The sequence below is a fragment of the Roseobacter sp. N2S genome (assembly GCF_031454055.1).
Lineage (GTDB): Bacteria > Pseudomonadota > Alphaproteobacteria > Rhodobacterales > Rhodobacteraceae > Amylibacter.
On sequence record NZ_JAVDQB010000016.1, the window covers coordinates 13,031 to 36,639 of the forward strand.

Sequence of the window (23,609 nt, forward strand, 5' to 3'; positions counted from 1 at the left end):
GGGCCGGATGGTCACTATTACTTATGTCGAACCGGATGGAACCGAACGGACCGTCGATGTGGCCGAAGGCAGATCGGTCATGGAGGGTGCCGTGTCGAACGGCATCCGCGGGATCGTCGCGGAATGCGGCGGCGCGTGTTCTTGCGCCACCTGCCACGCCTATATTAATGCCGAGTGGCTTGATGCCGTCGGCCCTGCCGAGGGAGACGAAGCGGACATGATCGAATTCGCCCTGGATCCGCGGCCCAATTCGCGGCTGACCTGCCAGATCGAGGTCCATTCCGGGCTGGAAGGGCTCCGGCTGGAAATTCCGGCTGAACAGGCGTGACGGTCAGTCGGCCTTGAGCGCCGCCAACTCTTTCAAAAGGCTTAGCAGCTGGGCCGATTTTTCTGCCCCGAACCGCTCGACGATATCGCGTGAGATACGGTTTGCCCGTGGCTTCATCTGTTCCAGAAATTCATGACCAGAGGGGGTCAGTTCAACATTATAGGCCCGCAGATCTTCGGTATTTCTTTTGCTCTCGATATATCCGCGCTCGGTCAGGGCGCGGATGATGCGGGTCATGCTGACCTTGTGGATACAGGACCGCTGGCAAACCTCGCTGAGCGCCACCGGGCCGTAATCCGAGATCACCCGAAGAACGCGCCACTGCTGTTCTGTCAGGTGTGCCTCGGCCAGCAACTCATTGAACTGGGTCACGATGGCATGGCGTCCGCGGGTACAGGCGATCGCCAGAGATCGTTCGGAATATGGAATATCGGGATCAAAAGTATCGGGCATATTGTCCTAACTATGGCGATAGTATGCGGGGCGGAAGCGGCCCACACTTAATACTCTCAACGCCCTCTTTCCGCAAGAAGGCCACCAAAAGCGGTCCGCTGGCCGATACCGGCTAGTCGAGTTTCGGCAGTATCTTGCCCTGTGCGCCTTTTCTGCGGATGAACAGCACCCATGCCACCGCAAGGCCTGTGCCAATGGCTTCCACCCATGCGGCATGCGCGAAGGCCCCCGACGGGATAAGCACCATCGCCCCGGCGATCAACGCCCAGATCCTGCCAATCCGGTCGAGTGGTTCCGAGAAATACCCGGCAATCACGATCGAGATCAACCAGACCCCGGCAATCTCCGTGACCACGGCTATCAGGCTTTCGCCAACTCCGCCTTGCAGCAACAGCGACGGCGAATAGACGAACAGGAACGGCAGGATGAATGCGGGCCAGCCGATCCGCACAGAGGTAAGCGCGGTTTGCATCGCGCTGGCTCCCGCGATGCTTGCCGCGGCAAAGGCGGCGACAGCAACCGGCGGCGAGATCATCGACAGCATTCCAAAATAGAAGATGAAGAAATGCGCGGCCATCGGTTGTACGCCCAGTTCCAGAAGCGGCGGGGCCGCGAGGGTTGCCACCAGCAGATAGATCCCGGTGGTGGGCATCCCCATACCCAGAACAATGCAGATAACTGCGGTGACGAGCAGCAACAGGAATAGATTTCCATGCCCGAAACTGACCAGCAGATAGGTCAGCCCGAAGCCCAGCCCAGTTACCTGAAGAATGCCGGTCATCAGCCCGGCGACGGCGCCGATCACGATGATTTCGACACAGCCGTTCCCTGTTTGCATCAAGGCATGCCAGCGATCCGCCAGCCGGATGCGATGGCCCTTGTACGCGAAGGCGGTGTTCATCCCGATCAGGGCCAGCGTGGCCCACATCGCCGCTTCGGCGGGGGACTTGTTTAGAAAAAGCACTGTGCCGACCAGAACCGAGAACGGGATCGGGAAATACCATACGTCGCGCAGGACCTGGCGCAGCGGCGGGATTATTTCGGTTGGCACTGGCGGTATATTCGACACCCGCACTTCAAGATCAGCCTAGATAATAACCGCGAGAAAAAACAGAACCGAGGGCACGATCGCGGCAATCACCACCTCAGTGTAGGAAACTTGCAGGAACTCGGCCATCAGAAAGGCGGCGGCCCCCATTTCCGGCGGCATCATCTGCCCGCCGGTCGATGCCACGGCCTCAAACGCGGCAGCCATATGGGGGGTGAACCCGCCACGTTTCATCAAGGGGATTGTAATGACCTCGGTCGATGCCACATTGGCCACCGCACTACCGGATATGGACCCGAACAGTGCCGAGGACACGATGGCGATTATTGCCGAACCGCCCCGGCTGTGACCGACCAGTGCTGTTGACAGATCGGTGAACCATTTTTACCCGCCGGTGGCCATCAGAACGGCCCCGAACAGGATATAGACCACGATGATATTAACGGCGATGCTCAACGGTGTGCCAAGCATGGCGATACTGTCCACCGCCAGATATCCCAGCTACCTGACGGCATATCTAAAAGCGCTGATCCGGAGCACATTTGGCGCAGCCGCATGGAACGGGCATTTCACCAGGTCGGCTTCTCGGTCCCACGATGATTGCTGCTCTTGTCGCAGTGCCGCGATCTTGCCGCAGCGTCCAAAACGGCCTGTCAGCCATTCCTGGGCCACATAGCGCTAGTCCGATTGGAGCATAGCGAACCGGGTCCGCCCTTCATAGAGTTTCCGCGGGAAAAGGGAGGAATCAAATGTTTACCAAAATGTGCATGGCTGGCCTCATGCCTGTCATGGCGCAAGAAACCGACTGGCCTATGGATACCGTCAAGATCGTCATTCCGCTTTCGACCGGCGGTGGCTCCGATACTTTGGGGCGCACGTTTGCTGATGCGTTTTCAAAAGCCTAGGGGCAGCCCGTCATCGTCGAAAACCGCGACGGCGCGAATGGCAATCTGGGAACTGACTATGTTGTCAGGGCCAAGAAAGACGGCAACACCATCCTGATGACCGCCATGTAGGAATGCCCCGTCATCATTTGCTAAAAGATGATATTCGGCGACTTCCGGATTGCATTGGCCACAGCTGGCATAGGGCCAGTGATGGTCGTGATGCGCGGATCGCAGGTTATCAGGCTGCCGTGGAGGTTCTGTTCGAAATCCGGGTGAGCCCAGCACGGTATCGATGCTTCGACGGTCTCCCTGCGGCTCATCCAGACAACACACATCGCGTTGCCACGGGAACCAGCCGTCGCGGCACATGAGACAGGATCAGGCAAAGCTCTGACTCGTCCGGGTTCGGATCGGGGCAAGAGGACAGAGAAGACACCGCACCCCGCAGCATCTCTGTCGGCTGTTCGCCCAGTTTCCTTCGCGGCCGCCGCACTTCTCCGGGCGTCTGAGTTGCATGACATGCTGGTCGCAGCTGTCGTCCCGTCCACAAAGGTTGTCGCCGATCTTTTTCCCCTGACCCACCAAGGAACAGGGGTGGGCCATTCCTCGCGAGGCAAAAAGACCGGTGCCTGCCCCTCTCCGCTGCGCTTCGCCTTCGGTGTGGCCGGGCCTTGGCCAGCTGCAAAGTGACCATCATTGCAACGCAAACAAGGAGAAAAGCAATGACCACGAACTGCATCAAATTCACCAGCGACGATATCGAAACCGCAAAAGGCATCGGCTCAATCTCAACCCTGACTTTCGACCTCGACATCACGGTCGAACCAGTCGCCAGCTCCAACCCGATGGCCCCGACGCACCGCGTCCTTGGCCGCTCGCCTCGCGGCAAACTGGTCGAATGCGGTGGCATCTGGAAGAAGCAGAACAAAGACACCGGCTCTGATTACTTCACCCTGACGGTCCGCGATCACGCCTTCAACGCCAATCTTGGCAAGGCCGCGAGCCAGGATGACATGTCCCTGCAGGCCATCATCCCCTGGGGCCCCAAAGACGCCGCCTGATACCACCAGCCAGACCGCTTCGGCGGTCTGGCTTCTCTCTTGTCTCCTGTGGGTCCAAACAAAGCGAAGGTCTCGCAACGGCATCAGCTTCGAACGATGCCAGAATTGACAGTTCTGGGGGTTGGACTTTCTTGGTGACAGGCTTCTGTGATTAGATTGAACCGGCACGACACAAGGTGCCCACCCTAAGTCATGCCGCTGGCTTTGCCTCTCGGCTCCCTGGGCCGTCACGGCCCTGTGAAGCTTTTGGGCACGGTTTTGCGAGCCCAACTTAAGGGGGATTCATTCTTGAGCCTTTTGCGCTATGCTGATCACAAGCGGGTAAGGACCCCAGCCATGCGGTATCGCCTCGAAAAGATCATTCCAGCAAAACGGCAGCGCCGTTTTTATGAGTTGAGCGTTTCTCAAACGCTGTTTGGCGAATGGTGCCTGACCCGCGAGTGGGGGCGGATCGGCGCGAAAGGCGGACAGAAGATGGCGGCATATCTCGCGTCAGAACAGGACGCGATTGTTGCTTTGCGGCAGCTCAAGGCGACCAAGACCCGGCGAGGCTATGCGGCGATCCCTGTCCAGTTGGAAATGTTTCCACCCTCTTGAGGTGAACGCTGACAGTTGTTCTGGAAGCGCCGACCTGTTGGCAGGATCGAGGGGGCGAGCAATTCGAATTCATCTGCATCGCGCGGCCAATCTACGCGGCCCGAACCGCCAGAGTTTCACACCAAGATTGGTTAGGTATTTGACAATGCCAGCATGCAGTTCAGCATGAGAAACGATGATCAATGTTCGCATGTGGCGCTCCATTCCATTGACCTGTTGGCCCATCAAATCGCTAGCCCGGAGGCGAGCGGTCAGCAACACTTGGGGGAGGTTTCTGGACGGCCAGTCGTATTGTGTAACAAAGCTCGCGAACATGCTGTCTCTCGCCGCTGGCTCGAACGCGTGCTCTGAATTTCTTTGATTTTATTTGACACACAAAGACGCCTTTCGGCCTTGAGCGCTGCTGCGCATCCCTCACAACAAACATCCCACAAGCATGCTCCATTCCATTGCGCCCCGTGCCGGGTGCAGCCCACTCTGAAGCCGCCGGTCTTTTCCACGATCCGTCCAACGACGATCAACAGAAAGGATCACAACATGACATTTGAGCAATCTCTCGATCTCGCCGAACTGCAAGCCGACATGGCATTTGAAACCTACCTCTCCGCCTTTGAAGAGGATGACCATCCAGAGGTCATAGATAGCCTCGCGACCGAGGCTCTGCTCGCCCAGGATCGCTTCGCCGATCTGCGCAATCAGGATCTGGCTCACTGAGCCAGATACCCCGATCTGGCATCGTCAGCCGTGGTGGTTGGCGGTGCCAACACAGGCACCCCGACAAGCGTCGAATTGCCTGTTGGTGATCGCTTACTACGATCAGATCGAGCCGGTTCTTGACCGACATATTGAGTTCATTGAAAGCCGTTTGACACCCATGGCCTTTGCAATGCGGGTGCCAACACGGCTGTGCATTCTGCACCTTCACTTTATGTCGGAAGGCTCCCCAGACGGTGCCAACTGGCAGTGGCTCCTCGTACCAGAATAACGCTCATTCCGCTTCAAGCCATAGCCATAACGGCCGCCTAGTATTGTTGAAGATTTATCTCCACCAAGCCAGCCCTGAAGTCGAATGTTGCATATACTGCGTGGAGTAGTTCCCAAAGCTAAGTGAGAAAGAAAGGACGTTGGCAGGATATGCCAATTGTTTGCACATTTGGTCTAGGGGTCTAAACAGTGAAGGCGAAGCGCAAAAACCTAAAGCTTGAACAGCGCATTGATCTTGCACGGCGCTATCAGGCCGGTGAGCCAGCGGTGGCATTGGCCGCGGTGTTTGGCGTTACACAGCGCCATGTCGCACGGGTGGCCAAAGAGCAAACGGGCGAAGGCCTGTCGGTGCGTGATCCCTCGGAAACCGTGGCGTTCCGCGCGACCCAATCCGAGCTTGCTGCCTTTGACGCAGAGTGGCGCGCGCGTGGCTTTGCCAATCGCTCTCAGGCGCTCAATTCAGTGCTGCGTGGACGCTGCGGATTTCTGGATCTGGGGCAGGGGGAGTTGTCATCCTTTACGGCGTCTTGGCGGCAGGCAAAGGATCTGACGGATGACATGCGCCGCCTCTCCAAGGCGGTGGTTCTGGGCAAGTTGACCTTGTCGGATCAGGACCGAGATTTGCTCATAGAACTCGCCGATCTGACCCGTGGGTTGAGCCGTGAAATGGGAAGGATGAAGGATGCCGCGCGCGTGCGCGGCGGCAAGGGTTGGGATGTGATCGAGGAGGCCGCGCGCGATGCGTAATACGGCAGCCCTCTATGAAGCCGTCATGGGCAAGCTCTGGGAGAATGAGCAGATCAGGGGCAAGGCCAACGCCCGGATCGAGGCGCGAATGGCGGGCCGCAGGCAGGGGCGCAGCTACGCCAATACCGGCCGCGCCTCGCTGCGCAATGTGGCCAAGGCGGCGTCGGGCCAGAGCCGGGCCGCGATCTTCAAACGTATCCGATCGGGTGGCTGCAAGACGCGGGCATCTCTCGGCAATCAGCTCTCCTATGTGAACGACAAAGCGGTGTTTACCTATTCCTCGATGACCAATGCGCTGACCTCGGATGCGGTGCTGGATGAGGCGCAAAAATCAGAGATCATCGAGGACTGGGCAGAGACCTGGCGCGGAACAACCAAGCTTGGATTTACCTCGCATATGCTGCTGTCGTTTCCGACGGATGTGACAGTCGATCAGGTCCGCGACATCACTTTGGAATGGGCCGAGCATTTCTTTGACAGCGGTGAGTATGGCGACCAATGGGATTACGTTCTGGCGGTCCATGACGACCGCGCCCACAAGCATGCCCATATCCTTTTGAACAACCGCGGTGTTGATCAAGGCACTTGGTTTTCCTGCTGGGCCGAAGGCGTGATGTCACCGCAGCTGATGCGCGAGAAACAGGCCGAGATTGCTGAGAAGCATGGCATCATGCTGGACGCCACCACGCGTCTTGAGCGTGGCATCTACGCCAAACCTGCGGGCATGGAAGAGATTTATGCGGCCAAAGCCCAAGCGCGCCGACCGCAGGAAATTGCCCTCACCGAGCAAGAACGCGCGATGGCCGAAGCGCAGGTGACGGCGTTCGCCAAAGACTACAAATCCGTCGCCGACTTTTTGGACCGCATGGATCAACGGGCCATCGGCAGCGCTGTGCGCTCCATGGCCGAGGCGATGGGACGCGGCGCGCCTTGGCATGGCCCCGGCAAAAATGAACAGACAGGAGAGATCGACATGAAGGACATCACAACCGTGGGTCAGGCCACGGAGTATGCGGAACGCGCGATCGAGGCCATTGGGCTGAAAATCGAAGAGTTGGATGCCAGCGCGCGCGCGGCGTTTGAGGTTAAAACCGCCCCGGTCCTCAAAGAGTTGTCACGGATGGTGCCGGACCCCGAACTGCAAAGCCGGTTTAACAAGGTGCTGCTGGAACCCTACCCGCCGGGGGCGGGGGACGCCGCTTTTGTGGCCGAGCTGACTTTGGGCAATGACGACGCGCTGGAGAAGCTGGTCTCTTACGGCGAAGACCACGGTCTTGATACGCATGACATCCTTGGGCGCTATGAGGCGGGTGGGACCAAAAACTACGGCTTGGCGCAGAACTGGGTTGAGCGCGACATGAATGCGGTCCTGGCTCAAGATGGGTTGAACGTTGACACTGCGACAGAACCGCAACGCATCGCGGCGCTTGAGGTGGTAGATACCTTTATGGATGGCATGGCGGATCGGATGCGGGAGCTGTCTGGTGATCTGTCAGCCGGGCACGGTCTGCTGCGCGATGATCCAGCAGAGACCAGCGAGTTGTCAGTGGTCGATAATCACGACATCGGGGACAAGTCTGAAGCCCTTCAAGGTCTGGCCGACATTTTGAAACATGGGCGTCTCAGTGAAGTACAGGAAGCTGTGATCAACGGCGAGTTAAAGGTCGAGCTGACGGCGGCGCTTGGAGAACGCGGCATCGCGGCGTTGCGCAACGGAAACTATGCAGTGCTGGACGACGCATTGCCGAGCAAGTTCGACCAAATCACCGTCGCGCAGGAATACCTTGAGATGATGCGCGAGGAGACGGGTGATCTGCGGTTCACCGAGCGTGCTGCCGAGCTGCAGCAGGACAAGTCCGTCGAGATTGCAAAGATGATCCAGACCTCAAAAGAGCAAGACATGTCGAAGGCCCTCGAACAGGGCCGCGATCTTGATGACGAGATGGGTTTGTAAGGGGAGGGTGAGAATATGCAGAAGTCACTTCCTCTCTGGGCGGCTGTCCCCATCGGTGCGATTTGCGGTGCCGTCGTTGGAACGATCATTGCCAGCTTCTATCTCACGCTGGCGCTTAAGGTTGGGTTTGACAATTTTGATATGCTGGCCGTCTGGAAGGCGGGGGATGCCACGCGCTTGGCGCATCCGGAGGCCTTTAAAGTGGCCTTCGGGGCGATAGGATTTGGTATCATCGGGCTTGGTGTTCTGGCCTTTGCTTGGACATTCCAGCGCGAGCGCAGCGAATATGGCACCGCCCATTGGCAAAGCAAAGCCGAGCTTAAGAAAAACAATATGCTGCAAGATGCGGGTCGTGGCTTTGTCTGCGGCAAGTTAGGCAAGCCAAATTCGAAAGGCCCGTTTATATCGTCGACGGTGATCCCACATGTGATGATGGTGGCGCCAACCCGCGCCGGGAAGGGTGTGGGCTTCGTGATCCCGAACCTTCTGGGCTTTGCGGGATCGGTGGTGGTGCTCGACGTCAAAGGCGAGAACTTTGACAAGACCTCGCGCCTGCGGGCTCTGAATGGCGATGAGGTGTACCGCTTCAGCCCGTTTGACTGGTCCAATGCAACCCATTGTTACAATCCGCTGGCCCGCATCGCCAAGGCCCCGAGCTTTGCGCAGCGCTTCACCGAAGTCAGCATTCTTGCGGATCTGTTCCTGGATAAGGACAACAAGACACTCGACACCTTCTCGGAGGCGGGCAAGTCGATCTTCGTTGCGGCCTGCCTGTTGGCGATTCAGCGCGGCAGGGCAACCCTGGGCGAGGTCAATCGCATCGTGGCCGGAGGGGATTACAAGAATGCGCAATACAAGGCCTACGCCGAAGAAGCGGAAGAGGCTGTGGTGCGCGAGCTTTGGACCAATGCGGCCAGTGCCTCGAGCCGTTTGCTGACCAGCAACATCCAGGCCCTAATGACCGCAGGCCTTAAACAATGGGACAATCCGGCGGTGAGGGCGGCAACGCGGCGCAGCGATATCGACTTTTCGAAATTCCGCAAGAAACCGCAGTCGCTCTACATCGTCGTCTCGGAGGATCATATCGCGACCCTGGCCCCGCTATTGCGTCTGCTCTTTGCCGATTTGATCGCAAGTCTGCGGCTGAATGAGCCGGCAGAGGATGAACCCTGGCCGGTGATGATCATGATCGACGAGTTCCAGCAGATGGGCGCGATGCCCTATCTGGAACGGGCGATCCATTCCTTGGCCAGCTATGGTGGCCGCGTGGCGATGATCGCACAGTCGCTGGCGTCACTCGATCGGATCTACGGCCCGGAAGGCCGTGAAAGCCTTGAGAACGGCGCGGGGCTGAAGCTTTACATCACCCCAAGGGATCAGCGCACGGTGCGTGAGGTTTCTGCCGCTGTCGGCAGCACAACACGTGAGGCCGTCACGCGTATGTATGGGCGCAACAAAGGGGTGTTGGGGGCGACTTCGACATCAACACGCCTCGAAGAACGCCCGCTTCTCTCTGAGACGGAAGCGCGGCTGATGGACCCGGATGAGGTGATTATTCTCGCCTCGCCTCAGCATCCGATCAAAGCGCAGCGAATTAAGTACTATGATGATCCTTTGTTCAAGGAATTGGTCGAAAAGCAGGAAGGGCGGGCGTTTCCGTATCCGCCAATCGTTGAGGGCGTCGGGCCTTGGGAAGAAATCGAGCCTAAGCAGGGCAAAACCGATGCCGAAGGTGAACCCTCAGAGCAGGCAAAGCCTGCTAACCAGCCCGAGGATCGCAACGCCCTAAGGGAGGCACGTGCGATGATGATGGGTCAAGATGCGTCAGGCGAAACCGAAGACTTGCACCCTACGCCAGATCCTGACGACCCCCTCCCGCCAGAGTGGGAAGATGTTTTGCTCGAGCAGAGCGACTTTCTGGATGCGCTGATGGAAGAGCAGGGTTTGGGGAATTGATGTTTTTTGCAAACCAAGCACCAGGCAAAATAAAGGCGGCATCCAGGAGGAGGTGGATGCCGCCTATTACTGTCGATTGGCTCTGGGAGGAGGTAGAACCAATCTCTGATATTGAAGATAGGAGCAATGCTGCGGTTGCACAATAGGCGGGCTATGCAAATGTTGCATTGCAGCATTGCGTTTGGTTGCTTGTGGGTTGCGCGCTGGCATTAGGCTCTGGACCCATTAATCCGCTTGAGGCCATCAGGCCTGCATGATTCAAGCTCCTCAAACTGAGGGGTGATTATGAGCAATCTTTATTGGCTGAGCGAAGATCAGATGGCGCGGCTCCGGCCGTATTTTCCGAAGAGCCATGGTGTGCCCCGCGTTGATGACCGGCGCGTGCTCAGTGGGATTATCTTCATCAATCGCAATGGGTTGCGGTGGTGTGATGCACCTAAGGAGTATGGGCCTTCCAAGACACTTTACAATCGTTGGAAGCGGTGGAGTGACATGGGTGTGTTCGCGAGGATTATGACGGGACTGGCTGCTGAAGCACCCGACCACAAGACGATCTCAATCGACGCGACCTATCTCAAAGCGCACCGCACGGCCTCGAGTCTGCGGTTAAAAAAGGGGGGCGTGGACGTCTTATAGGGCGAACAAAAGGCGGTATGAACACGAAACTGCATGCCGTCACTGACACGATTGGACGGCCGATCCGGTTCTTCATGACCGCGGGCCAGGTCAGCGATTACACTGGGGCCAGAGCCCTGGTAGAAAGCCTGCCAGCCGCCGACTGGTTACTGGGAGATCGGGGTTATGACGCAGATTGGTTCCGTAAGGCCCTTGTAGACAAGGGAATAAGGCCCTGCATCCCCGGACGAAAATCGCGCGACAAGCCTGTCAAATATGACAAGCGCCGCTACAAACGACGCAACCGGATCGAGATTATGTTCGGCCGACTGAAAGACTGGCGACGGATCGCCACCAGATACGACCGATGCCCAAAGGTATTCCTGTCTGCAATCGCCCTCGCTGCAACCATCTTGTTTTGGTTATAAATCAATGAGTCTGGAGCCTAGGCGCAGTGAGCGCCCAATTCAAAAGTATCTGTGTTTTGGTCGACGCTGGAGGCATGGTTCGTCATGGAATTATCATGCTTGGTTACCATAATGGTGCTTTCGAAAGCGACGTATTGCTTGTTGACGGGGAAATCATCGGCGAGTGGACCTCAGATGATGAAGAGTGGTGCCATTTCACCGCAACTGATGCTGCTATGGTTTCTTGCAGCGCTCCGTCACCATGGTTGTTGCATGACTCGATAGCAACATGGATGAGAGAAACCAGTGGTGAGAAGGATCCAGACTGATGGCAACGCCGTCGTCCTTATGGTTTTTGTCGCGCTACAGTCATTACACGTGAATATTGCTTAATCCATTTGGCCTTGTCAGGGCTGAGCCATGTGATCAGCTCCATGATTTGGCTGTATTCTTTTGTGATGTTGCGATGCAAGATTGGTTCATGATGGAATACGCGGTTGCGAAACTCTCGAACGGCGTCGCACCGAACATATAGCGCGTTGTATGTGACGGCAGGTGGCAGATCCGCAAATGAAGCATGAAGGTTCGCCCAAAAAACGGGCTCGTGCCGCGCAAGCAACATGTTTACCCAAAATCCAAAATTGAGCTCTGCGGTCATGCCACCCGATGTAACGGCTCCTTTTTTACGGAGTTTGTCGCGAGCTGTCTTGACGATGCGCTTGCCATTCCCGATTTGCGCGAGAAATGTCGGATCGTCCCACCAAGTGGGGCCGTATAGAGCAATCAACTGTGTGGATATGATGTTGCGCAGGCACACTTCTGATGCGCTTAACACGGGGAAAAAAGCTTCGCTGATCAGGATGTTCCAGCCATACAGGTCAAGTGCACGTTGCGTATCATGACCTGCCGCTTTGAGATATTTGGTTAACCGATCTTGAGAAATTATATTTGATACCAATGCCTTAATGCTCCGTTCGGTCCCTAATCGGTCTAGACCGTTTCTCTTGACAACAGCGCGAATTTCACCATATAAGGAGTCAATCGAAGACAAAGTTAGGTCTTCAACCTCTTAGATGCCCGCGACAGCCGTAATAGGTCCTCGCGGGTTTTCGCTTTCTAGTCATACCTTTACTGACCATGACCGACAAGGCGGCTACTTTTGGAGTGATCCCGGATTCGGACTGTTAAGTGCAAAGGAGTGCCTTGTAGCCCTGGTTCCGCTGGCAGATTGTTGGCCTATGGGTCGAAAAGCGCGAGTCCTAGTGTGGTTAGCACGCACCCAACGGAAAGCACTCTATTCGTTCATCGGCAGGTAAAACTCCGTAATCCCCCGCCGCCCATCTGCGCGCCCGAGTTGAACAATCACATCAATTGATTTGCGGATGTACTCGCGCACTTCGGCGAAGGTCAGGGGCGTGCCAGCTTGGAGGACCATGATGGCCAGCCGGTCAATGGCCAATTCGGCAGTTTCCGCGTGGATCGTTGAGACCGAGCCACCATGACCAGTGTTGATCGCTTCTAGGTATGTGAGCGCTTCTGATCCGCGTAGCTCGCCCACGATGATCCGGTCCGGCCGCATCCGCAGGCTGGCTTGCAGGAGCGCATTGGCGCTGCGTTGGGAATTGGGGCTTCTCTCGGAAAGAAGGGATACCGTGTTGGGCTGATCGGGAAAAAGCTCAAACGCATCTTCGATGGTGATCAATCGCTCACCATGATCCACATGGGAGAGAAGGTTGCGTGCAAAGGTGGTCTTGCCTGTTGATGTGCCTCCGCTCACCAAGATGTTCAAGCGATCTTCAATGAGGGACTGCAAGGCTTGGTCGAGGTTGGCTTGGGACAGGTCAGCGACTTTGCGCATTTTCTCGCGGCGCAGCGTTTCCAGAGATACAGCTTCCCCAAACAGAAACGCAGGTTTGAACTCGCGCGCGGCTTTGGGTGCAAAGAGGCGGATGGTGATCGAGGCCCCTTGCTCAATCGCGGGCGGCACGGCGATCTGAACCCGCAACGGGCGACCCGCATAATCGATTTTACCAGAAACCAACGGGTTCTTTTCAGAAACGCGGGCCTTGGCATCGCCAACGATGCTCTGTGCGAGGTTTTGCGCGGCCTTTGCGTCAACACGTCTGCCGGCCCGGCGCATGGCCGCGTCTCCGGCCACTTCCACCCAAACCTCGCCATTTGGGTTGATTGCCAGTTCGACAATGTCATCGCGGCTTAACCATTCGCGGAACGGTTCAAAATACTGCTCAAGATAGGATGTGGGATGCATGTCAATCAAAAATCACAATATCCCGATCCACGAGCACGGTTACATTTGCGCCCTGATCGACATAGATCGTCGGTGTGATGGCGATCTGCTCGGCAATGACGCTGCCCACGGCATCCTGCAGATCCTCGCCAACGCTTTCCAGAACAATACTGGTGGTCTCGTCGCTGGCGGCTTCTGCGGCAACAGAGGGCGCGGCACCAATGACGGAGATCAAAGCGGCACCCCCGAAGCGTTCCATGAACTTGGTATCGACCAGGCCTGTTAGGCCAGAGCGGCCCAATTGATCGCCACCGGCTGAGGCAATCTCCATCGAGATCCCGTCAGGTGTGAGTATGCGGGTCCATAGGATTAAGATACGCTTTTGATTGATGTCGATGCCGGAGCGATACTGGCCAAAAAGGCGCGAGCCGCGCGGGATCAGAACCCGCTCGCCAGAGAAGGCCAGGACCGGTTCTGAGACGACAGCCACGACATTGCCGGGCAGGTCGCTGTTGATCGCAGTTTGCAAGGCGGCCTGAACGACCGACCCTTGGGCCAGCGTCCGGTCTGGATGCTCCATGCGGGCGGCCTCGTCGATTTGCAGCGGGTGCGCCGCGCGCAAGAGGTAGTCTTCGTTTTCCCCAACGCCTGCGCGGGGCTCACCCGCGAGGGTCGTCCCTGAGCCCGGTGGCGCGTTCTGCCCGCCCGTGCCCGCACCGCCCGCGAACACGACGGCGGGGGAGACGATCTGAGCGCGTAGCAATTCATCTGCCTCTTGGGCGGCGGCGCGGGCGCGGTCTTCCTCTTCAAGGCGGCGGCGTTCTTCGAGCAAGCGCTGATCCGCGATCAGGCTTGATTGGGTAAGCTCACTCTCGAGGGATTCCCGTTGCGCGCGCTCTGCATCAAGCATGGCTTGAAGCCCTGACAGGCGCACAGCGTTCTCACGCGCTGTTGCGGCCAGTTCCGCATCTTTCTCGGCGATGGAGGCTTCAAGCGCGTCAGTCTGTGCGTCAAACGCCTCGCGTAGATCGCTAACGGCAGCTTGGATTTCAGAGTTGCGGGCTGATTGGCTGGCGGCAAGTGCTTCGCGCAAGGCTGCGAGTTCGCGCAGGACGGTTTCATCGGGCACCGGGGCAGGGACCGGTTCTGCGACTTGCGGCTCTAACGCCTCCTCGACGGCGATGAGCGCATCTTCCACGCGCTGGTCTTCTTCGTCAGCCGGAAACTCCAACCGTCCGCCGTTGCCGGTTCTTTGGTCTTGGAAGGATTCAACATCGGAGGTTTGCAGCGGGTCGGCGGCATCCTGTAGGCTGGTGGCAAAGACATAGGCGAGCGCGGCCCCGCCCAGCCCGAGCCCGGCGGCAAGGGCACCGACACCAATGCGGCTTCGTGGTTTCTTAGCGTTGCGGTTCTGAAAATTGTCCAAACGATCCTGCAGTTCAGGCGGGTTCTGATCTGCCATTCTTAATTCCCCACGGTAAGGGCGGTTTCATCACGCTGGATGCAGATGGCCTCGTCGCCAATGCGTAGGGTCCAGAACGGATTGACTCCGAGAACGCGCACGGTGTTGCCTTGCTGGGTCCAGTTCACTGTGCGCTCGCGGCCATCGGCGTCGGCCTTGAAGAGCGCAGGCTGGCGCGCATTTTCCGGGAAGGTGAAATAGGTAAATCGGCCATCGTCATAAACACTGGAGGGCCGGAAATCGCCGGTGCCTGATGCCATATAGGCATAGTTGCGCGGAGCCTCATATCCTTTTGGGGCAGAGGTGTTCGGGCGGCGATCTTCAGGATATTGAAACCGCACCTCAAAGAACATGCCGGTACGGCCTTGGATATGTCCTTCGCGCAGATGAAACGAATAGCTGTGGCGATTGGTGATCACCGTCATATTGGTTGAGGCACCGCCCACATGGGGCTTGATGGTCAGAACGTAGCCAAGCTCGGGGATTGGATCGACCTGAAAACTCTCGGTGTCGCCGACGATGACCGCTTCAAACCGCTCGCCCGGTCCAAAATGGATTGTGGTGGCATGACGCAGATCGGTTTCGATCGTGTAGACTTGGTTCTCGTCGTAGGTTGCGGTGCGAATGCGGATATCGAGCGGGCCTCCAGAGGGTGTCGCTTCTGGGTAGGCGGCACTGGCAAGACAAGCGGCGAGCGCCGCGGATATGAGTGTCAAATTGTTCAAGGGATCAGTTCTCCAGGGTCTCAGCGTCGACCCGGTAGGAGGTCACGACAAATCCGAGCGGATTGGCCCAGACGTCTTGCAGACGCTGGCGGGTTTCAGGGCGGAATTCATAGGCGAGGGTGGCCACGTATTGACGGGTCACGGTGCGCACATCGCGCGGGCGGCGTAGCGTGCGCGAGAACCGGACCTGCGCAACACCGGCTTCAATCTGATTGACCGATTTGATGACCACTTCGATCTTTGCGTCTCGGCCATAGACGGTGATGGGGTAATCCTCATTGGCCGAGTTCCAAAGATCGCGCAGGGTGCGGGCGGCATCGAGATCGGAGCGGCCGAGCACGGAATTGATCCGGCTCTCACCGTCGGTGACATCAAAGGTCTCGCGATCATCGACATAGGCCACAAGATTGGCCTGGATGATGGCGTCGCTCTCATCGATTGACAGGGCCTCGACGTGGGCGACGCGGTCCATCTCGCCGGTTTCCTTGTCCACCACGACAACAACGGTTTCGGTGGTCTTGAGCGGCAGCAGGCTGACGGCTCCGAGAAACCCTGCAAGCCCGACAATGACGCCAGCGCCCGCGATGAAATAAGCAAAGCGCTCGCGGCGGCGCGGACCAAAGATCATGTCCACTTCAAATTCATCGCGCGCTTTGCTCATCGGTGTTGTCTTTCAGGAAGTTTAGAGGGAAGGATCAGGGTTTGCGAAAGCTCTTGAGGACACCAAGCGCGGCACCGGGGCTTTGTCTGACGGCGCCGCCGACGGTTGTGAGACCGTCACTGACACCGCGCCGCATCTCGTGGGGTGTCTTGCCGGTGGTCAGCCGGGTGGCCCCGCCCGTGCCATACATGCTGGTATTGACCATGCCGCGTCGCGCAAGACCGGTGATGCCGACGGCGTTGGAGGCGATACCCATGACCCCTGTGAGGTTAGAGGCGATGTAGGGAACCGCAGCCATGATCCCCGCACTCAGGATCAGAATGACGAGAAACGGCAAGATCAGGCTGACGGTGGCGACATCACTCGGATCTGCCGAGGCATCGCCAATGGCTTCTGCGATGGCCACGATGATCCCGGCGGCCCCGGCTGCGGCGACGGGCATCAAGGCATAGCCGATGGTGGCACGCGCCCACGCCTCAAAGAGCGAATGGGTCGGTTTGAACAGGGAGCAGAGGATCATAAAGGGCGCGATCACAATCATCAGTGCGAAGACGATCTTGGCGAACGCAATGATACCTGCCGTGATGGCGGCGAAGAGCGCGGAGAGCACAAAGAAGATCGCGCCCAGAACCGCGCCAAAGACCCAACCAGCGCCATCCCCGATGGCATCGCCATAGGCCGTGATGCGCGCGACCATGCGGTCGAGGCTCTCATAGACACCCGCCTCATCGCCGGAGGCCGTTAGATCGAGGATAGCAGCGCCAATGCTGTCGGGCACGTCGGTGGCGATGTTGTAGATGATCTCGAAGTTCGCCCAGGTCTGCGCAAAAATGGAAATGAGCAGCAGCTTGATGCCAAAAGCAAAGAAGCTGCCAAAACTCATGGGTCTGAGTTGCATCACGACATTGATGCCAAGAAGGATTAGCAGCAGGGCTGCGCCGGTGGACAAGACGTCACCTATCGCGGCGGCATTGGTGACAAATCCGGATTGCGCGACCGTATCGACGGCGGCGTCCACTTGGCCAAGGATGTCGCGAATAACCCCCATCAGTTGGCGCAAGCCGCATCGCGGGTGGCGAGCATCTCATCCGCTTGCAGACGCAATTCGGCGACTTTGAACGGCAGCAGCGGATTATCTGACGTCACATAGCCTTCAGCCTCCAAGATGACCTCGTCCCAAGGAATTTGGGTGAGATAACATTCACATGAGCCGGTCTCTATCCAGCGCTCGGCGGCCATGATCCGCAGGATGGCGCGGTAACCGTTGCGGATGTAGGGCGACGGGTTGAGGATAGTCGGCGCGCGCGGGGCTTCGCAGACCGAGGGCGTGTCCTCTTCAACCGCCATTGTGGAGAAGTTACTGGAATCTGCGTTCGCGAAGCTTGTAAGCGGCAGGATGAACAGGGCGACGGATGCGACGAGGTGTTTCATTCGTCTACGGCCATGGTTCTAAAGCTGCGCTCAGCCGCCAGTGTGGAAGCGTCAACAACGCCCAATTGCCCCGCACTGACGCCTTGCGCGGCCTCGAGCCGCCAGATCTGGGTGAGAATGATGCCAAGCTCCGCGGTGATGCGGGTGTTCAGATCGACAGCGGCCTTCAGGCCGTCTTGGTCATCAATCAGGCCAACCATCGTTTCCAACCGGTCAAGACTTTCACCCGCCTCTTCGTGGCTTTCTTGCGCGGCCACCGACAGCATGGCACTGGCCCCGGCCTGTGTGGCGATCCGGTTGTCGGCGGGCTCATCAGAGGAAGACAGGCTTGCGAGGGTCTCAGAGGAAAATCCACTGCCTTCGAGCAAACGCCTGACTTGGCGATCAAGACCGCGACCGGGTTTGAACCCAGAGAGGAAATCTCCATCGGCAAGACTTCGCGCCGTTTCAATTGGCGCCATCAGGCTGCCTTTGAGGCGCTCGAACTCTTCGATGGTCGCGAATAGCTCTCCCAGAGCGTTGCCATCAATCAGGGATTTCAGCTGGGCTTCGAGGTTGAGGAGTTGCGAAATTTGTGTCTCCAACTCCTGGCGCATGGTGGCCAGTTGCTGAAGCTGCACGTTGAGGTCTGTCGCCATATGTTCAAGTTGCGCAACAAGCTGGCCCAATTGGCTGCCATCAAAGGTGGGAACGCCTTGCGCCGATCCGGGTATTGGCAGGATGGCACTTAGTGAAACCGTTGTGGCGAGTAAAAAACGTCTCATTCAGAAACTCCCATTTGCATGAATTGCCGCTCTGACAGGCGGTCTGCGGCCAGATGTTGGGCAAATGCCGCTTCGCGGACCTGATTGGCGGCCATCAACCTGACGCGCAGGCTGAGGATCCGGCCGATCTCGGCCTTGGCATAGGTGTTGAGTTCCCAGGCTGCCTTCGCATTGGGTTGCGCATCGATCTGCTGGATGATCGCGCTCAGTCGGTTGATGACCTGTGCGGTCGTCGCAAAGCTGTCGGCGGCGTAATAGATGCCAGCATCCGAGATATTGGCGTATTCCGCGAGGGCATAATCAGAGGGAGAGAGCGTACCCAAGGCGTCTGCCCCGCCCACCACCGCGAGATATTCGTTGTAGAACTTGGAAATGTTGCGCACGTAGCCTTGGGTCTCGGCAAAGGGCGGCACGCCGCCGTATTCAATCACGCGACCCGGGCCTGCATTATACGCGGCCAGCGCTTTGGGGATGGTGCCAAAGGCATTAAGTTGGGTGGTGATGTAGCGCGCGCCGCCGCGCAGGTTTTCAATCGGAACATTGGGATTAACACCCATGTCGGAGGCGGTGCCGGGCATAAGCTGGGTGAGACCGTAGGCCCCAACCGGGCTGGTCGCGGTGATGTTAAACCGGCTTTCTTGCTTGATCAGAGCCTGAAACAGGCAGCGCCATTGCGTGGGCGACAGCCCTGCGCGCGCCACACCCGGAGCACCGGCATATTCCGAGGCGACCTGTACGATCATCATCTCAACGGTTTCGCGTCCCTCCCCAAAGAGGCGCGCATCCATCGGATGATTGGAGACCACGGGATAGATCTGATCCGCGCCAAAATCCGCATTGCCCTCAAGGGCTGCGATATTAAAGCCGGGTCCGGTGATGGCAGCGGCCATTTCGTCTAAGACGCGCAGCTGATCGGCTTCCAACCCTTCGATGGTTGCGCCGACACTATCGATGTCGTTCTGCACGCCAAGATCCTCGAGCAGGCTGTCAAAGATTGAGACATTGCGCGCGATCGCGGTGCGATCCGTTGTTGGCACGCCCTGCGAGGCGGCCAGCGCGGGTAGCGTGCTGAGAACCAGTGCAGATATGTGCAGTGACAATCTCACGAGGCCGATGCCCCGATGGCTGTGAACCCACAATCCATGTCTTGAGCGGGAGCGGTGAACGATAGCGGGGTTTGCGCAGACCGCGTCACTTGCGCCGCGTTTTTGCGACCCACGCAAGGGGAGGTTGCCTCGGTGTAGCGTTCGCAAGCTGAGAGTGACGCGGCAAGGGCAAGGAGGGCGAGGGTTGGTCTCATAGATGTCTCCAAAAATCAGGGGTGGTGCGCCAGTCTGGCCCGACAAGGTTTTCGCCAATACGGCCCCCGCCCAAGATGTTGAGCAGAGGCCCGAGAGCGCTCAGGTCTGCATCCACAAAGACTGAATCTCCCGCCGAGCGGACCAATGCGATGCGCTGCCCGATGGTGGGTTCCGTGAGGAGTGCCGCCTCTTTGGGGTTCACGCGCAAGAAATCAAAATCGGATGGTTTGGCACGATCATTGGGAAACAGGATCTGGGTCGGGACGGTTTCAACGATGGTTTTGCCGACGCGGCTGCCTTCGAGCTGCGAGGGGTATTGCGTCATCATGATCACAACGCAGTTCATCTTACGCAATGTAACGAGCCAGTTTTCCAGCCGCGCCCCAAAATAGGGATCGTCGAGCAGCTTCCAGGCTTCATCAAGCACGATGATAGTGGGGCGGCGGTCCTCAACGACGCGCTCGATCTGGCGGAAGATGTAGGAGAGCACGGCCATGCGCTCGGAGGTCATGTCGAGGATTTCAGTCATATCAAAGCCGGTGATTTCACCGGAGATGTCGATGGCCTCGCCGCCTTCGGGCTCATCAAAGACCCAACCGTAGCGCCCGCCGGGGGCCCATTCAGCGACGCGCGATTGCAGCTCGCCCTCATCATCCAGGGCTTGGAACAGGGTCTCAAAGGAGGCAAAATCCTGTAGGGCTGGACCCGCATTCGCGTTTTGGCCAACGGCGTTCTGCACGGCGCGGGACTGCTCGCCGGTCAGGGATCCGTTGCGGGTCAAAAGAGTTGAAAGCCAATCGGAGAGCCATGCGCGGCCCCGTTCGTCAACTTCGGTCGCAAGAGGGTTGAGACCTGTGGGCACACCGGCGCGGATTTCTTTATAGCGTCCTCCCAAGGCGCGCACGGCCATCTCAAGCCCGCGATCTTTGTCAAAGAAGAACAGACGCGCGCCGACGCGTTGGGATTGCGCCGCGAGGAACGCGGTTGTGACGGTCTTGCCCGTCCCCGTCCGCCCGAGCACGAGGCTGTGTCCCACGGTTGGTTCCTTGTCTGCTGAGCCCGCCTCATGGAAATTGAACCGGTATCCGGCAGTGCCGACGGTCGGCAGGATGGAGATCGGCTGGCCCCAAGGCGATTGATTGCCACGTCTACCCTCCACACTGCCATGCAGGGCCGCGAAGTCCGCAAAGTTGACGGATGAGATCGGCGTTTTTCGGGCGCGGTAGCCGAAGTTGCCGGGCGATTGGGCGAAATAGGTGGCTTTGAGCGCCATGTTTTCGCGCACGATCACGGCCATGATTTCTTGGCCGACCCGTTTGATCTGCGCGGCCGCCTGTTCAAGCGTATCGCGATCATCGGCATAGACGGCGACGGAGAGATGATGATCACCAAATCCGATGCGGCCCGCTTCCTGATCATCGGCTGCCACGACCAATTCTTCGCGCAACGAGACGGCGGCATCATCAGAGGCATGCATCTGGCGGATGATGCGTTGAATCCGCTCGGCCATGATATTGCCGGGGATCGGCGAGAAGGAGTTGGTCAGGACCATGTCGAGCGGCAGATCCAACGCGTCGAGCAGCGTGACGTCTGTGATTGACGGGTAGCTTTTGATGCTGAACAGAGATCCGAACTTCTGTTCGCCAGTTGTGGCGCAAGTGATAGTCACCACCTCGCCGTCAAAGGTCGCGCGACTATTGCTCAAGGTCTGGGATAGGGGCAGGGCACTTTGACCAAAACCGATGGGTGCAAAGCTGCCTGCATTCAAAGCATTGAGATATCCTAGCCATTCGCCACCCGCGCGCGTAAGGCGCACCGGGTTGGCGGAAGACAGGGCCACTTTGAAGAATCCGACCACTTCATTGAGCTCTTGGACCCGAGCATCGCGGTCCCGTGCCCAGGCTTTGCGGGCAAGCGCGCGGATCAGTGGTAGACGTGCGCCGATACTCGGGCGGCGAACAATGCTGATATAAAGCTGGCGCTTCTTGGGTTGAAAATCGCTGATATGACGCTGCCAGCGTGTGTCGAGCTCTGCGGCAAAGCTGTCGCCATCTATGGGTGACAGGGTAAGGTCTTGCGGCACGGATATCCGGTGGATGTAGTAGCCAAAGACATTGCCCGTCTGTGCAACGATAGCGGCCACCGCGCGTTTAAGGGCGTCCAATTGATCATCGGGCGTGGTCATCGGGTTCAGGCCATCAAGGCGCAACGTTGCCATGAGATCGCCTTCGCGCAGAACCATCACATCGTCGCCGACCAGCGAAAAATACGGCAGATGCTCACCAAGGTAGCTTTCGCGGGCGAAGTCTTGTCCCCCGGCCTCCAGAACCGCTGAGGCAACGGGGCGTGATTTTGTTTGATCAAGCACCAAAGCTATCGCCTCCCCAGAACTTGCGGTTCTTGGTGGCGCGGACGGTGCCAAAAGACACCCTCAATACCTCAAAGAAATGCGGTTCCTTGTCGGCAACAAACCAGAGAATGGGATAGGCGATGATCCCGACCAGAAAGAAGACCAGGGATTTGGTCCAGATGAACGGCAGAACGATCCCCATAGACAAGGCCACCAGGTATCCGACAGGGAGGCCTAGGTACTTTGGTGGCCGCGCGAGGCCTAAGAAGAGAGAGGACCGCTCTGCCACCGGGTCACGCGAACCCGTCGACGATGGTGCCTGCCGAGAAGATCAGCACGATACCGATGATGACGGATGCGAACCAACCCCAGTTCAGGCGGCCCATCATACACATGAAGCCGGTGCCGATGACCGCAAGTGTTGCCACTGAAATCCCGATGGGGCCGGTCAAGGCAGACTCAACGGATTCCAGCATGGTCTGGATCGGAGAGAGGTCTTGAGCCAGGGCAGGTGAGGCCGCCAAGCTGAGCAGCAGGCCCAACTTTATGCGCTGAAGGGTTTTTCGATGTTTGGACATGGGTAGCCTCGCGGGTCAGTTAAAGGTGAGAACAAGGGCCGGTCGATCGCGTGGTGCATCTTGCGCAACTCGGGTCGAAGCATCTGGGTTGGATAATGTGGAAAGGCGGGCGCGAATGCGATTGACGCGGGCAATGTAGCTGCGCGTCTCGGCAAAGGGCGGAACGCCTTGGTATTCGACAACGCGATGCGGGCCTGCGTTGTAGGCGGCAAGGGCGAGATCAATGTCCCGAAAGCTTGCCAACTGCGCGAGGAGATAACGCGCAGCGCCATCAAGGTTCTGAGACACATCAGTGCGATCAACGCCAAGGCCCCGCGCGGTTGCCGGCATGAGTTGCCCCAAGCCATAGGCACCAACGGGGCTTTGTGCGGTTGGGTTGTAGGCGCTTTCGGCCTCAATCATCGCCTGAAACAGCAAGTGCCAATCTCTGGCAGTGAGACCAACGGATGACAGCGCCCGGTTGTTCTGATGGCGCGTCGCAGTTGCCTGAATGGCGGCCAGAATTGCAGGCTGAGCGCTGCTTGAACGCGCGAGAGCGGTTACATCGGTCTCCGCACCGTCCCGTTCATCGTGAAACGTCCAGTTAGAGGATCTAGTGAACCCGCCCTTGATCACCAGCAGATCCGCCGAGCACGGCGTCGCCATCCAGCTTGCTGACATCAAGATCAATAGAGACCGGCCGGCCGTCGCCGTAAGCGTTGTGGTGATTAACCAACCCGGGCCAGATCGCGAACTTGCGCACTTCGGGCCCGTGCTTTTGTACCTTGGTCGCCACGAGGATAAGTTCTTCGTCGCCCACGGAGTAGATGCACTGATAGCGCGGCTTTCCATCTCCCGTGACCTCGACAAGCTCATACCGACAGCTGAACGCTACCTTCCTCTCGATGAGGTCCTTCACACCATCCAAGGTGATCAAACTAAGGTGTCTCGCTATCGGCATGGTCCCTCCCCTTGAGAGACCTTCTACATTAATCATTCCAAACAAAATACAGGATTGGAGTCAATACATACAAAAAGGACAAAATATAAAAAACGTTGAAATTGATGAAAGA

At 58.0% G+C, this 23,609-nt stretch carries 27 protein-coding genes and 1 pseudogene; 11 read left to right on the forward strand and 17 right to left on the reverse strand.

Annotated features, from left to right (window positions below; genetic code table 11):
* Nucleotides 1-7 precede the first annotated feature (7 nt).
* On the forward strand, nt 8-328 hold the full coding sequence (locus GGE09_RS22035; protein ID WP_114275063.1) for a 2Fe-2S iron-sulfur cluster-binding protein: 321 nt from the start codon (nt 8-10) through the stop codon (nt 326-328).
* A gap of 3 nt (nt 329-331) precedes the next feature.
* Here GGE09_RS22035 and GGE09_RS22040 read toward each other — a convergent pair whose 3' ends face one another.
* Nucleotides 332-781 (reverse strand): MarR family transcriptional regulator, encoded by a 450-nt coding sequence (locus GGE09_RS22040; RefSeq protein WP_114275062.1) that lies wholly within the window; start codon nt 779-781, stop codon nt 332-334.
* Nucleotides 782-893: 112 nt separating this feature from the next.
* Nucleotides 894-2,198 (reverse strand): annotated as a pseudogene (locus GGE09_RS22045) (TRAP transporter permease).
* A gap of 380 nt (nt 2,199-2,578) precedes the next feature.
* On the opposite strand from GGE09_RS22045, the gene GGE09_RS22050 reads away from it, so the two are divergent.
* The 10 genes from GGE09_RS22050 (at nt 2,579) to GGE09_RS22095 (ending at nt 11,366) form a co-directional block, all read left to right on the forward strand.
* A complete protein-coding gene (locus GGE09_RS22050; RefSeq protein WP_162792915.1) occupies nt 2,579-2,734 on the forward strand; it encodes a hypothetical protein in 156 nt (51 codons plus the stop codon).
* 45 nt (nt 2,735-2,779) lie between these two features.
* Complete coding sequence (locus tag GGE09_RS23480; protein ID WP_405048576.1) at nt 2,780-2,845, forward strand: hypothetical protein; 66 nt, start codon at nt 2,780-2,782, stop codon at nt 2,843-2,845.
* A 593-nt stretch (nt 2,846-3,438) separates the two neighbouring features.
* Complete coding sequence (locus GGE09_RS22060) at nt 3,439-3,777, forward strand: DUF736 family protein (RefSeq protein ID WP_067294723.1); 339 nt, start codon at nt 3,439-3,441, stop codon at nt 3,775-3,777.
* Between the two features lie 336 nt (nt 3,778-4,113).
* Entirely contained in the window at nt 4,114-4,374 is a 261-nt protein-coding gene (locus tag GGE09_RS22065; protein WP_114275059.1) for a WGR domain-containing protein, read from the forward strand.
* 537 nt (nt 4,375-4,911) lie between these two features.
* Nucleotides 4,912-5,088: a hypothetical protein gene (locus tag GGE09_RS22070; RefSeq protein ID WP_205388205.1), complete on the forward strand. Its 177-nt coding sequence runs from the start codon at nt 4,912-4,914 to the stop codon at nt 5,086-5,088.
* A 459-nt stretch (nt 5,089-5,547) separates the two neighbouring features.
* A complete protein-coding gene (locus GGE09_RS22075; protein WP_114275058.1) occupies nt 5,548-6,105 on the forward strand; it encodes a hypothetical protein in 558 nt (185 codons plus the stop codon).
* Nucleotides 6,098-8,059: a relaxase/mobilization nuclease domain-containing protein gene (locus GGE09_RS22080; protein WP_114275057.1), complete on the forward strand. Its 1,962-nt coding sequence runs from the start codon at nt 6,098-6,100 to the stop codon at nt 8,057-8,059. Before GGE09_RS22075 ends, GGE09_RS22080 begins: the two co-directional genes overlap by 8 nt.
* A 15-nt stretch (nt 8,060-8,074) precedes the next feature.
* Entirely contained in the window at nt 8,075-10,015 is a 1,941-nt protein-coding gene (locus GGE09_RS22085; protein ID WP_309748282.1) for a type IV secretory system conjugative DNA transfer family protein, read from the forward strand.
* Nucleotides 10,016-10,300: 285 nt separating this feature from the next.
* A protein-coding gene (locus GGE09_RS22090) for an IS5 family transposase (protein WP_114273000.1) occupies nt 10,301-11,058 on the forward strand; the annotation gives its coding sequence in 2 pieces (ribosomal slippage) (nt 10,301-10,622 and nt 10,622-11,058; 759 coding nt in all).
* A 26-nt stretch (nt 11,059-11,084) separates the two neighbouring features.
* On the forward strand, nt 11,085-11,366 hold the full coding sequence (locus GGE09_RS22095) for a hypothetical protein (RefSeq protein ID WP_114273001.1): 282 nt from the start codon (nt 11,085-11,087) through the stop codon (nt 11,364-11,366).
* A 17-nt stretch (nt 11,367-11,383) separates the two neighbouring features.
* Here GGE09_RS22095 and GGE09_RS22100 read toward each other — a convergent pair whose 3' ends face one another.
* The 15 genes from GGE09_RS22100 to GGE09_RS22170 all read right to left on the reverse strand — a co-directional run bounded on the left by GGE09_RS22100 (nt 11,384) and on the right by GGE09_RS22170 (nt 23,497).
* Nucleotides 11,384-12,088, reverse strand: coding sequence for a hypothetical protein (locus tag GGE09_RS22100; RefSeq protein ID WP_114273002.1), 705 nt, complete (start codon nt 12,086-12,088; stop codon nt 11,384-11,386).
* A 243-nt stretch (nt 12,089-12,331) separates the two neighbouring features.
* The gene (gene virB11, locus GGE09_RS22105; protein WP_114273003.1) at nt 12,332-13,306 is read right to left on the reverse strand and encodes a P-type DNA transfer ATPase VirB11; all 975 of its coding nucleotides are present in this window, start codon (nt 13,304-13,306) and stop codon (nt 12,332-12,334) included.
* Nucleotide 13,307: 1 nt separating this feature from the next.
* Nucleotides 13,308-14,747 (reverse strand): TrbI/VirB10 family protein, encoded by a 1,440-nt coding sequence (locus GGE09_RS22110; protein WP_114273004.1) that lies wholly within the window; start codon nt 14,745-14,747, stop codon nt 13,308-13,310.
* 2 nt (nt 14,748-14,749) lie between these two features.
* Nucleotides 14,750-15,472, reverse strand: coding sequence for a TrbG/VirB9 family P-type conjugative transfer protein (locus GGE09_RS22115; RefSeq protein ID WP_386630527.1), 723 nt, complete (start codon nt 15,470-15,472; stop codon nt 14,750-14,752).
* Between the two features lie 4 nt (nt 15,473-15,476).
* Nucleotides 15,477-16,133, reverse strand: coding sequence for a virB8 family protein (locus GGE09_RS22120; RefSeq protein ID WP_114273005.1), 657 nt, complete (start codon nt 16,131-16,133; stop codon nt 15,477-15,479).
* Nucleotides 16,134-16,167: 34 nt separating this feature from the next.
* Nucleotides 16,168-17,181 (reverse strand): type IV secretion system protein, encoded by a 1,014-nt coding sequence (locus GGE09_RS22125; RefSeq protein WP_114273006.1) that lies wholly within the window; start codon nt 17,179-17,181, stop codon nt 16,168-16,170.
* A complete protein-coding gene (locus GGE09_RS22130; protein ID WP_082894779.1) occupies nt 17,181-17,564 on the reverse strand; it encodes a hypothetical protein in 384 nt (127 codons plus the stop codon). Before GGE09_RS22130 ends, GGE09_RS22125 begins: the two co-directional genes overlap by 1 nt.
* On the reverse strand, nt 17,561-18,328 hold the full coding sequence (locus GGE09_RS22135) for a type IV secretion system protein (RefSeq protein WP_064224147.1): 768 nt from the start codon (nt 18,326-18,328) through the stop codon (nt 17,561-17,563). The genes GGE09_RS22130 and GGE09_RS22135 overlap by 4 nt, the downstream gene beginning before the upstream one ends.
* Nucleotides 18,325-19,434 (reverse strand): lytic transglycosylase domain-containing protein, encoded by a 1,110-nt coding sequence (locus GGE09_RS22140; protein WP_201039625.1) that lies wholly within the window; start codon nt 19,432-19,434, stop codon nt 18,325-18,327. Before GGE09_RS22140 ends, GGE09_RS22135 begins: the two co-directional genes overlap by 4 nt.
* Nucleotides 19,431-19,628 carry a hypothetical protein gene (locus GGE09_RS22145; protein WP_082894780.1) on the reverse strand — a complete coding sequence of 66 codons (198 nt, stop codon included), beginning with the start codon at nt 19,626-19,628 and terminating at the stop codon, nt 19,431-19,433. The genes GGE09_RS22140 and GGE09_RS22145 overlap by 4 nt, the downstream gene beginning before the upstream one ends.
* Nucleotides 19,625-22,000 carry a type IV secretion system protein B4 gene (locus tag GGE09_RS22150; RefSeq protein WP_064224148.1) on the reverse strand — a complete coding sequence of 792 codons (2,376 nt, stop codon included), beginning with the start codon at nt 21,998-22,000 and terminating at the stop codon, nt 19,625-19,627. The genes GGE09_RS22145 and GGE09_RS22150 overlap by 4 nt, the downstream gene beginning before the upstream one ends.
* Complete coding sequence (locus GGE09_RS22155; protein WP_064224149.1) at nt 21,990-22,268, reverse strand: type IV secretion system protein VirB3; 279 nt, start codon at nt 22,266-22,268, stop codon at nt 21,990-21,992. Before GGE09_RS22155 ends, GGE09_RS22150 begins: the two co-directional genes overlap by 11 nt.
* 4 nt (nt 22,269-22,272) lie before the next feature.
* Complete coding sequence (locus GGE09_RS22160; RefSeq protein ID WP_064224150.1) at nt 22,273-22,557, reverse strand: TrbC/VirB2 family protein; 285 nt, start codon at nt 22,555-22,557, stop codon at nt 22,273-22,275.
* 15 nt (nt 22,558-22,572) lie between these two features.
* Nucleotides 22,573-23,202, reverse strand: a complete 630-nt coding sequence (locus GGE09_RS22165) for a lytic transglycosylase domain-containing protein (RefSeq protein ID WP_114273007.1) — start codon at nt 23,200-23,202, stop codon at nt 22,573-22,575.
* Nucleotides 23,150-23,497, reverse strand: coding sequence for a hypothetical protein (locus GGE09_RS22170; protein WP_064224151.1), 348 nt, complete (start codon nt 23,495-23,497; stop codon nt 23,150-23,152). Before GGE09_RS22170 ends, GGE09_RS22165 begins: the two co-directional genes overlap by 53 nt.
* Nucleotides 23,498-23,609 lie beyond the last annotated feature (112 nt).